Origin of the sequence: Nocardia uniformis NBRC 13702 (assembly GCF_001613345.1) — a bacterium.
GTDB classification, from domain to species: domain Bacteria; phylum Actinomycetota; class Actinomycetes; order Mycobacteriales; family Mycobacteriaceae; genus Nocardia; species Nocardia uniformis.
Genome location: NZ_BDCE01000092.1, coordinates 96,315 through 106,306 on the forward strand (window position 1 = coordinate 96,315; position 9,992 = coordinate 106,306).

Genomic DNA, 9,992 nt, shown 5'->3' on the forward strand with positions numbered 1-9,992 from the left:
GTGAGTTCGCAAGCAACCGAAGGTATTTCGATCGCCGTCGACCAGAATGAGTATCTGGCCGAGGGCGCCGACACCGTCCACGCCGTCATTACCGTGACGACCACCGGTGATCTGGTAGCCGCCACCCCGCCCGCGCCCCGCGTGGAGATTCTGATCCTCGATCGCTCGACCTCCATGACCGGAGAACGGTTTCAGGAGGCCCGAAAGGCCGCCATGGCCGCCCTCGACGAACTACCGGACGGCGTGGAATTCGCCATAGTCGGCGGAACCCTGGAGGGGTTCCCCGTCTATCCCGATGGGTACCGCACGACGCCCGCCAACCGCTCCACCCGCGCCGCGGCTCGTGACGCCCTGAAGCGGCTGAAGGCCGATGGCGGCACCGCCATCGGTACCTGGCTGGCCGCCGCCAACCGACTGGCACAGGCGCATCCGAAGTCGATCGTGCACGCCATTCTGCTGACCGACGGCAAGAACCAGGGTGAGTCCCGGGATCAGTTGGATGCCCAGATCGAGGCGGCGACGGGTGTATTCAGTTGCGATTGCCGGGGTGTCGGCAGCGACTGGCAGGAGGAGGAGCTGCAGGCCGTCGCCTCGGCCCTCTTCGGTACCGCCGATATCGTGGCGAAACCCCAGGGCCTGTCCGCCGATTTCGCCGCCATGATGCGGACATCGATGGCGAAGTCGATTCCGGATCTGACACTGCGGGTGTGGATTCCGACCGGGGCGGAGGTTCTCTCCATCAAACAGGTGGCACCGGCCATCGAACAGCTCACCGACCGCCGTATCGAGAGCGGTCCGCGCACCGGTGACTACCCCCTCGGTCCGTGGGGTGCGGAGGATCGCGAATACCACCTGCAAATTCGCGTGGAACCCGCTGCGCCGGGACGCGAGAAGCTGACGGCCCGTGTGCATATCCTCGCCGAGGACCAGGTGCTCGGCGAGGGGCTGGTCAAGGCGAAATGGACCACCGACCTCGCGCTGTCGGCCCGCATCAGCAAGCGGGTGGCCCACTACACCGGCCAGGCCGAACTGGCCCAGGTGATTCAGGAGGGCCTGGCCGCTCGCAAGGACGGCGATGATGCGGCCGCTACCGCCAAACTCCAGCGCGCGGTGGAATTGGCCAAAGACTCCGGCCACGATGCCACCGCCAAACTACTGCGCGCCGTCGTGGATGTGGATGAGCGCACCGGCACCGTCCGGCTGCGCGACAAGGTCGACCCCGCCGAGGTAATGGCCCTGGGTCTGCGCTCGACCAAGACCGCCCGGGTACGAAAGGAGCAGTAATGGTGACCTGCCCCGACGGCCACCGGTCGTCCACCGACGACTACTGCGAAGTGTGCGGCGTCCCCATCGCGGCGGACCCGATCGCGGCTCCGATTCCGGCGTGCCCGAATTGCGGTGCGCCGAGTGAGGGCCGCTTCTGTGAGGAGTGCGGGCACGATTCGGCATTGCCCGCGCCGACCGGAGCACCGCAGCGGGCGGCACCCGTCCAGGATTCAGCCGTGTCGAACGCGGGAGCACCGGACTCGGGTGTGCCGGGCCGGGACGGCGCCGTGGTCTGGGTCGCCACCATTGTCGCCGACCGCGAGTTCTACGACCGAATGCGCGCTCGCAAAGGTCCGGACGCCGAAACCGTGGATTTCCCGGCGTTCTATCCGGATCGGCGAATCGTGTTGCGGAGCAAAGACATCCTCATCGGCAAGCGCAGTGTCTCCCAGGGTGTGCGCCCCGATATCGACCTGGGCCTGTCACCGGCCGATATCGGGGTGTCCCGAACACACGCGGTCCTGCGTATCGATGGTGACGAGGTCACCGTCACCGACCTCGGCTCCACCAATGGCACCAGCCTCAACGGTAGCGACGATCCCATCCCCGCCGACCGGCCCGTACCGCTGCACAGCGGCGACCGGATCCATGTCGGCGGCTGGACCACGATCACGCTGACAGCCGAACCGCACTGAGCCCCAGGCGCTTCCGCCCTACTCGACCCGGCGAGCGTGCAGGAAGTCGTCGACCAGGTGGGCGCAGTCGTCGCGGGTGAACGTCCGCAGTCCGGTCAATTTGGCGAAGACTATCGGCCCGATGAGTTGGGCGAGCGCGAAGTTGGTGTCGTAGTCGCCCAGCGCCGCATGCGCCTCGTCGGTGTCGAGGAGTTCGTCGAACGGTTCTCGGTACTGTTCGATAACGCGATCGCGCAGGCTCGTAAAAGTCTGGGGCGCATCCCCGGTGGACTCCGGCGTGCTCATGGCCATCCAGGCCAGCGTGGTCAGTTGCAGCGGGGCTTCGTCGATGAGCGCGGCCTGCCGGGTGATCAGTTCGATCAGCCGTTCGCGCAGCGGTCCGGCGGTCGGCACCGGATCGACCTGGGGTACCAAGCGTTCGAACGTGGCCGCCAGCAGGTCGACGGAAGTGTCGAAGTGTCGATACAGGGTGGTGCGCGCGACCTTGGAGAGCTTGGTGACCGCGTCGACGGTTACCGCCTGCACGCCACCGGATATCAGCAAAGTGGTGGCGGCATCGAGTAGCCGGGCCCGGGACCGTAGCTTCCGGGGGTCTATCTCGTCCTCGCGCGACAAGGGGTTCCACTCCTCTCAGGCTTATGCTACTGATGGTAGCGTAGCGATACCATCAGTACTGTTCCTCGGGAGGTTCGATGGTAGCCATCGGGAGTACGGCCGCACGGTTGTCGTCGGCGCAGCGCTGGATGCTGGTGGTGTCGTGCCTATCCGTCGCCCTGGTGGTCGCCGCCATGGCCGCACTGTATTCGGCGCTGCCCGAGATCGCCGCCGATACCGGCGTCACGCAGCGCCAATTGACCTGGGTGGTGGACGGATACACCCTGGCACTGGCCTGTCTGGTGCTGCCGGCGGGTGCGCTGGGCGACCGCGTGGGACGTCGCGTGATGCTGATCGCCGGTATGGCGGTCTTCACGCTGGCGTCGGTGGTCCCGTTGCTCATCGACGGTCCCCACTGGCTGATCGCGGCCCGCGCCCTGGCGGGGGTGGGTGCGGCCTTCGTCATGCCGTCGACGCTATCGCTGTTGACCGCGGGATTTCCGGAAGAGCGCCGTGGGCAGGCCGTGGGCTTGTGGGCCGGAGTAGCGGGATCCGGTGGCGCACTGGGCATTATCGGCTCCGGTCTACTGCTGCAGTGGCTGTCGTGGCAGTCCGTCTTCGTCGCCATGGCCGCGATCGGGGCCCTGCTGTTCGGGGCCGGATGGACGGTATCGGAATCCGTCGACGCGGACCGACCGCCACTGGATCCGTGGGGCTCGGTCACCGTCGCCGCCGCAGTGGGATTGATCGTTGTCGCCGCCATGGAGACCCCCGTGCGCGGCTGGTCGGATCCCCTGGTGCTCGGCGTACTCGCCGGTGGTGTGGTCGCGGCGGCGATATTCGCCATTGTCGAACTGCGCATCGCACACCCGCTGCTCGATGTACGCCTGTTCCGTCATCGCGGATTCGGCAGCGGCGCCCTGTCTTTGACCGTGCAGTTCTTGGTCTCGTTCGGGGTATTCATGCTGATCGTGCAGTACCTGCAGCTGATCCTCGGATACTCACCGCTGGCCTCTTCGCTGGCCTTGGGGCCGATGATCATTCCGCTGGTGGCGGTTTCCCTCTTCGCGCCTCGACTGGCGGAGCGTTTCGGACTGCGGTTGATCTCCCTGATCGGCCTGGTGGTCGTAGGGACCGGCCTACTCCTCATCGCCCGACTCGATCTCTCCAGCAGCTACACCAACCTGCTGCTGGCACTGCTGATCATGAGCACCGGTATGGGGCTGTGTAGCGCGCCCGCCACCGCCGCGATCGTCGCAGGAACCCCTGTGGAGAAGCACGGTGTCGCTGCCGCGGTCAATGACGCTGCCCGTGAGATCGGTGCGGCCCTCGGCATCGCCATTGCGGGAAGTGTGCTCGCGGCCGGATATTCCCACCGCATTTCCCCCGCCCTCCCGCAACTTCCCGAAGCGGCCCGCGGCCCGGTTTCGGACTCCCTCGCCGCCGCCCTCCAGGTGGCCGAACGGGCCGGGCCGCAGGCCGAGCCGCTCGCGGCATTCGCCAAAACCGCCTTCCTGGAGGGATTTCAGCAGGCGGGCGTCGCGCTCGGCTGCCTGACCCTGGTGGCGGCCGTGCTGATAGCGATGTGGGCCCCCGGGCCGCCGTCGGAGCGGGGCTAATCCGGCGTGAGATGCGCGTCCATCGAGGCGCGCAGCTCGGCGAGCACCGTCTCGAACTGCCGGAGCAGCTGCGGCGAGTATTGGGACAGGATGGCGTCCTGCTGGGTGTTGAGCGGTTCGAAGTAGCTGTCCGCGATCTCTTTGACGTCCTTGCTGCTGCGCAGGGTGACGATGCGGCGGTCGGTGTGTTCGCGGGTGCGCGAGACGTATCCGGCCCGTTCGAGGCGGTTCAGCAGGGCGGTCATAGCTCCCGACGACAGGGAGATGCGCCTGCTCAGCAGGACGGGGGAGAGCGGGGTGCCCTGGGCTTCGGCGGCGGAGATCTCCAGCAGGGCGAAGGCGTCGGTGGAATGGACGCCCAGCGACACGGCGAAGCGACGGCCGAGTTCGGTGAAACTCGAGCCGTAGGCCCGGAGCTCTTCCGCGAGCCGTTCGCGTTGCACCGCAACATCATTCGGTGACTTCGACGCCGCCATCCAGGTGCCTCCTACTCATCTCGCGACCGTGGGACTCGGTTGACAACCTACCTGCGGCAAATCTATCTTCATCACAAAGATACTTCATGATGGAGATACATTGAATACTGAACCAGCTATCCATCCCACCCGGAAATGGCTCGGCATCGTCGCGGTATCGCTGGGTGTGGCCCTGATCGTCGTCGACCTCACCATCGTCAATGTGATCCTCGCGCCGATCATCGCTGATCTGTCGATCGATTCCGTTCAGGCGCAATGGGTTCAGGAGTCCTACGCCATTGTTTTCGCGGCGTTGCTCCTACTCGCCGGTCGGCTCTCCGATCTGCACGGCGCGCGCAAGGTCTTCCTCATCGGCCTCCTGGTATTCGGCGTGACCAGCCTGCTCGCGGCGCTGGCACCGAACGGCGGGCTGCTGATCGCGGCCCGATTCCTGCAGGGTGTCGGCGGGGCGATGATTCTGCCGACCTCATTGGCCCTGGTGAACGCCACCTTCACCGGTAAGGCCCGCGCCCAGGCATTCGCCGTCTGGGGATCGACCATCGGTGCGGCCGCGGCCGTCGGCCCACTGCTGGGCGGCTGGCTGGCGGACTTCTCCTGGCGCTGGGCCTTCGGTGTCAATCTGCCGTTGGTCGCGCTGATCCTCGGCGGGGTACTGCTGTTCATCCCGGCCTCACCGCGCACGCCCGGCGGAATCGACATGCTGGGAGCGGTCCTCTCGGCGCTCGGACTCGCCGCGCTCGCCTACGCGATGATCGAGGGTCGAACCCACGGCTGGCTACTCACCACCGAACCGCTGAATCTCGGTGGATTCTCCTGGAGCGGTGGGCTTTCCCCGATCTTCGTGCTGTTCCTCCTGGCGGCTGTGATCCTGTTCGCGTTCTGGCGGCGACAGACCTGGCTCGGTCGCACCGGCGGCGAACCGCTGATGGATGTGCGACTGTTCGCCATTCCCTCCTTTCGCAATGGCAATGTCGTCACCCTGATCGTGGGGCTCGGCGAGTTCGGCATCATCGCGGTGCTACCGCTGTGGTTGCAATTCGTCCTGGGTTACAGTGCGCTGCAAGCGGGTCTGGCCCTGTGCGCCCTGGCGGTGGGCAGCTTCTGCGCCAGCGGCGCGAGCTTCTCTATGGCCGCTTCGGTACCCGCGCTGGGGCAGGTTCGGATAGGGCTGATCCTGGAGGCCATCGGTCTGGTGCTCCTGGGTGCGACCGCCGCCACCGACAGCGCCTGGTGGTGGATCGCGATCGCCCTCTTCGTCTACGGCATCGGCGTCGGGTTCGCCACGGCGCAGGTGACGAATGTCGTACTCGCCGACGTTCCCGCCGAGAGCGCCGGTCAGGGTTCAGGAATCCAAAGCGCGGCACGGGAATTGGGTTCCGCACTCGGAATCGCGGTGCTGACGACGCTGTACTTCACCACGCTCGGTTCCAATCTGCGCGACCGCCTCGATGCGGCCGGGCTTCCGGATGCCCAGCCCCTTAGTGCAATGGTGACCGACAGCGCCGGATCGGCCGTTTCCGCGTTGGCGGCCGATCCGAGCACCCGAGTGATCGCCGACGCCGCCAGCGAGGCCATGACGACCGGCCTCCAGATATCCAGCTACGTTTGTGCCGGATTGCTGGTGCTGGCCTTGGCGTCCACGGCATTCATCTCGCCCGCGCGGAATCGCTCGACTCGCGAGGTCCTGACACCGTGATGTTCGAGTCCCCTTAGCTACACCTAAAATTCAGGTCAGGTCCGGTATCGCACCGGGCCTGACCTGCGCGAACAATTTTTCCCACGGATGGGGATGGACGAATTGTTCGCCACAGACCGCTTCAGTAGTGTTTTCCGCACCGGGCTCCACACGTTGCCAGGTATCAGTGCGGACGATGGAGTAAGTGCGAAGAAAAGGCACTCAAATATTTCTGTTGCGCGGTATCGGATGTCGGTCATACCTGATGCTGCCGCGATTAGGCAACGAACCGATCAACGCGGACCTTCTCGATGAGTCACGCGGACACTTGATTATTTGACGCTTACCCAATTGATGCTGTTCACACCAAAGAAAGTCTGTCGGAACACTTCGGCGGGCTGACGAGAGGATTCCTGTGAAGAAGATTCTGACTTCCATCGGTCTGATTGCCTCCCTTGTCTTCACCGGCCTCATGGCTGCGGCTCCCGCTCAGGCGGTGGCTGGTAGTCAGGTCAAATTCGGTTCCCGTGACAGGGGCATCCCGAGTTCGGTCAAGCTGAAGACCATCAAGACGAACGGGGTTGTCGTTTGGCAGGACGTGGGGTCGCTCGTTACCGATGTCTTTCAGGTCTGCCCGCCGTCCATCTCCTACAAGCTGGAGATCGTGCCCATTACCGGTTCAGGATGGTACGGAGCAGCCGGTCAATGCTACGCCCCTCCGCGGGCTATTTGGTACGGGGCCCGCCTTCGACTGCTTTAAGAGGTCAGTTCGGAATGAGTCCTGAGGCTGTCGTGCATTGCACCGCTGCATGTTTGAGAATCCGCCTATGGGTGATGCGGTGGTGAACGACGAGCTGTGGGCCGGGCCGGATTCGTTGATTCGGTGCGGGACAGACGCTTCCGGTACCCGGACCGGTATCGATCCGATCACCGGGCCACACTGGAAGGTAATGGCATCCGTCGTCTGCGGCCGCCACCGCTCGTCGGAACTCTGGAAGCGGTCAGCCCTGGAAGGTAGGGATCACGATCATCTCCGCCACATTCATTCGTCCGGTTCGTCCCCGAAGACCTCATCGACCGAACCCAACCACCCCCGCCGACGCTGAGCACAACTGAGCTCAGCCCGGACGTCTGCGGTGAAGGCATCCCATTCGCCCGGCCTTATCCGACAACTCCGCCGGAACCGCTCGAGCTGCCGGTCGACAACTGCTTCACCAGCTCGAACCAGAGGTCACCCGAAGAACCGGTCGACGATCCGCTGGCCGGCGGCGGGGCCACCGGGTCACTGTATGTCGAAGCGGTCGCCGTGCCGCCCACCACAATGATGGCCATTGCGGTGCATCCGGTTCCGAAGATAGCGATCGCTTTCATTGTTGTACTCCTCACGACGAGCTCCCGACCATCTCGATCAAATACCGGGAGTCGCGGCGTGTCATTCCGAGACACGAGATCTTACGAATACTTGACGTTCACTGGGTGACCGGATCGGCCAGCGGAATATCAAGAGACTGTCAACTATGGCGCCGCGGTCTGTTCCGGTGCCAGCTTCTTCGGCAGCATTGTAAATGCGTGATGTTTCAATTCTGCGGAAAGGAGAGTTCGTGTGTCTTACGGTGGATGGTTCGGTCTTCGCCGACGGCGGTGGAATGGTCCGGTAATGATCCTGGCGTCGGTGACGCTCGGAATCGTGATGATGTCCGGGGTGTCCGGTGCACAGCCGCCCGCACGCCCGGATACGGGCTCGGCCGACGGTTATCAAGCACCCGGTGAGAGTTCCGGTCTGTCGATCCACCCGTTCATCGACCGTATCGAGCCGATCACCGACCGCTGGCTCCGGGTTCACGTGCAATCACGGGCGATGAACCGTGTCGTCGAGGTGCAAGTGCTGTTACCGGCCGATCGCAGTCGCCCGCGGCCCACGGTGTACATGCTCGACGGTCGCGGCGCGCCGGAGAACGACAGCAATTGGACAGCGCACGGACGGGCCGTGGAGTTCTTCGCCGACAAGAACGTGAATGTGGTGCTGACCACAGGTGGTCCGGCCAATCTGTACACCGACTGGCAGCGCCGGGATGACGTGCTCGGCACCAACAAGTGGGAGACGTTTCTGACCCGAGAGCTACCGCCGCTGATCGACGCGGAGTTCGACGGCAACGGCCGCAACGGTATCCAGGGGGTTTCGATGGGTGCCGAGGCCTCGATGATGCTGGCATTCCGGAACCCGGGTCTGTACTCGGTTGTCGCGGCTCACAGCGGGTGCTACTCATTGGGCTCCGGTGCCGGACAAGCCCGCGCCCGCGGAATCGTAGCCACCTACGGTGGCAACGCGGACAACATGTTCGGTACGCCGACCGACCCGGACTGGTACGCCCACGATGTCATGGCACACGCGAACGAGTTGCGCGGAACCGCGCTCTACCTGTCGAGCGGGAGCGGAATACCGGGAGAACACGACGTGCCCGGCCGAGTGGACCTGCCGGATGCCATCACCGTCGGAGGACCACTCGAAGCCGGAGCCTACGCCTGCACCCTGGCCCTCGCCAACCGGCTCGCCGAGCTGCAGATTCCGGCGACAGTGCGGCAACGGCCGACCGGTACACACTCATGGCCGTATTGGACGGACGAGCTGGCCGGGTCCTGGCCGACCATCGCTACCGCGCTCGACGCCTGAACACCCACCTGAGAGCGATCCCGGACATCGCCCACCTGGCCACGGTGCCCAAGGTCATCAACAACGCCGGCAAGGCCACCCACAGCACGGTCATGAAGGCGATGTTCGCCCGCCCTCGCGCCTCGCGGACTCTCCATGCGTTCGGACACAACGCACACGAACTTCGGGACGATGATCACCCGGTGGGGTTTCGAGCCGCCTGTCTCGGCCGCCGCCCGACAACGACGCGAAGCGGGACTGGCGATGATCACGACGATACTGCGGCGGCGGATATCCGGTGCTGGTTTGGCGGCGGATATCCGGTGCTGGTTTGGTAGCCGAACTGGCGGTGCTGAGTGTGCTGGAGCCGGGCGGTCTGCTCACGGTGCGCCAGCTGGCGGCGCAAACCCAGCTGTCCGGATTCACCACCCGGACGGCGGTCGAGTTCATGCACGACCGGGGGATGATCGTGCCGGGTCCCGGACGGGAGAAACGTTGGTGCATTACCGATGTCGGTCGCGCCACCCTCGCGCAGGCGCGGCACCGGCGGCCGGGCGAGGACACGCGATGAACCGCGAGCGGCCCGACGAGTACACAACCACGGTCGGCGCCCTCCGCTTGATATGGCGGGACACCCACGACCCCGAGAAGCGGATACAGGTGGTGAATGTGCACGGCACCGATGAGCGGAAACCGGTCGATGTGACCTTTGCGCCCGGATTGATCTGTCGGAAGCGCGGGAACGCTATCCGGGGTTCCGAGCCGTGTTCGATGCGGTCAGTCACGAGTTTTGGCCGAGTTCGCGTCGACCCGCCGCAACAACCCGAGCGGATACGTGGGCCGGTGGTGCGGATGAACTTGGACCTCGTCACCTGGGGTGGCCAATGCCTGAGCGGAAGCGCTCGCGACGACTATCGATGCCGCCGCGGCTGACAGGCATCGGCCACCGTGCCAAGATTAGCGTTCGCTGCTATGGCAAGCCTCGGGTCTTTATCCGCCGAAACGCTTCTTGTACTC

The 9,992-nt window shown here is 65.0% G+C and carries 10 protein-coding genes; 7 read left to right on the top strand and 3 right to left on the bottom strand.

Going from position 1 to position 9,992, the window contains the following annotated elements; translation table 11 throughout:
* Both NU1_RS33935 and NU1_RS33940 read left to right on the top strand, forming a co-directional pair.
* Positions 1 to 1,284, top strand: a complete 1,284-nt coding sequence (locus tag NU1_RS33935) for a vWA domain-containing protein (protein ID WP_067527835.1) — start codon at positions 1 to 3, stop codon at positions 1,282 to 1,284.
* On the top strand, positions 1,284 to 1,961 hold the full coding sequence (locus NU1_RS33940) for a double zinc ribbon and FHA domain-containing protein (RefSeq protein ID WP_067527837.1): 678 nt from the start codon (positions 1,284 to 1,286) through the stop codon (positions 1,959 to 1,961). Before NU1_RS33935 ends, NU1_RS33940 begins: the two co-directional genes overlap by 1 nt.
* A gap of 18 nt (positions 1,962 to 1,979) precedes the next feature.
* On the opposite strand, the gene NU1_RS33945 is transcribed toward NU1_RS33940, so the two are convergent.
* The gene (locus NU1_RS33945; RefSeq protein ID WP_067527839.1) at positions 1,980 to 2,576 is read right to left on the bottom strand and encodes a TetR/AcrR family transcriptional regulator; all 597 of its coding nucleotides are present in this window, start codon (positions 2,574 to 2,576) and stop codon (positions 1,980 to 1,982) included.
* A gap of 77 nt (positions 2,577 to 2,653) precedes the next feature.
* Between NU1_RS33945 and NU1_RS33950 the strand changes: the two genes are divergently transcribed.
* Entirely contained in the window at positions 2,654 to 4,174 is a 1,521-nt protein-coding gene (locus NU1_RS33950; RefSeq protein ID WP_067527841.1) for an MFS transporter, read from the top strand.
* Here the strand turns inward: NU1_RS33950 and NU1_RS33955 are convergent.
* Positions 4,171 to 4,650 (bottom strand): MarR family winged helix-turn-helix transcriptional regulator, encoded by a 480-nt coding sequence (locus NU1_RS33955; protein ID WP_067527844.1) that lies wholly within the window; start codon positions 4,648 to 4,650, stop codon positions 4,171 to 4,173. The genes NU1_RS33950 and NU1_RS33955 overlap by 4 nt on opposite strands.
* A gap of 100 nt (positions 4,651 to 4,750) precedes the next feature.
* On the opposite strand from NU1_RS33955, the gene NU1_RS33960 reads away from it, so the two are divergent.
* Both NU1_RS33960 and NU1_RS33965 read left to right on the top strand, forming a co-directional pair.
* Positions 4,751 to 6,346, top strand: coding sequence for an MFS transporter (locus NU1_RS33960; RefSeq protein WP_067527846.1), 1,596 nt, complete (start codon positions 4,751 to 4,753; stop codon positions 6,344 to 6,346).
* A gap of 394 nt (positions 6,347 to 6,740) precedes the next feature.
* Positions 6,741 to 7,085, top strand: coding sequence for a hypothetical protein (locus NU1_RS33965; RefSeq protein WP_067527848.1), 345 nt, complete (start codon positions 6,741 to 6,743; stop codon positions 7,083 to 7,085).
* 401 nt (positions 7,086 to 7,486) lie between these two features.
* Here the strand turns inward: NU1_RS33965 and NU1_RS33975 are convergent, their stop codons facing one another.
* Positions 7,487 to 7,696 (bottom strand): hypothetical protein, encoded by a 210-nt coding sequence (locus NU1_RS33975; protein WP_067527852.1) that lies wholly within the window; start codon positions 7,694 to 7,696, stop codon positions 7,487 to 7,489.
* Between the two features lie 232 nt (positions 7,697 to 7,928).
* Here NU1_RS33975 and NU1_RS33980 point away from each other — a divergent pair, with 232 nt between their 5' ends.
* On the top strand, positions 7,929 to 8,996 hold the full coding sequence (locus NU1_RS33980) for an alpha/beta hydrolase (RefSeq protein ID WP_245720434.1): 1,068 nt from the start codon (positions 7,929 to 7,931) through the stop codon (positions 8,994 to 8,996).
* 277 nt (positions 8,997 to 9,273) lie between these two features.
* Positions 9,274 to 9,546: a hypothetical protein gene (locus NU1_RS33990; RefSeq protein WP_157553393.1), complete on the top strand. Its 273-nt coding sequence runs from the start codon at positions 9,274 to 9,276 to the stop codon at positions 9,544 to 9,546.
* The last annotated feature ends 446 nt before the right edge of the window (positions 9,547 to 9,992 follow it).

What these genes read in the sequence shown, in the direction of transcription:
- NU1_RS33940 (WP_067527837.1), top strand. Translation starts at nt 1,284, where the DNA reads ATGGTGACCTGCCCCGACGGCCACCGGTCGTCCACCGACGACTACTGC.
- NU1_RS33950 (WP_067527841.1), top strand. Translation starts at nt 2,654, where the DNA reads ATGGTAGCCATCGGGAGTACGGCCGCACGGTTGTCGTCGGCGCAGCGC.
- NU1_RS33955 (WP_067527844.1), bottom strand. Translation starts at nt 4,650, where the DNA reads ATGGCGGCGTCGAAGTCACCGAATGATGTTGCGGTGCAACGCGAACGG.
- NU1_RS33975 (WP_067527852.1), bottom strand. Translation starts at nt 7,696, where the DNA reads ATGAAAGCGATCGCTATCTTCGGAACCGGATGCACCGCAATGGCCATC.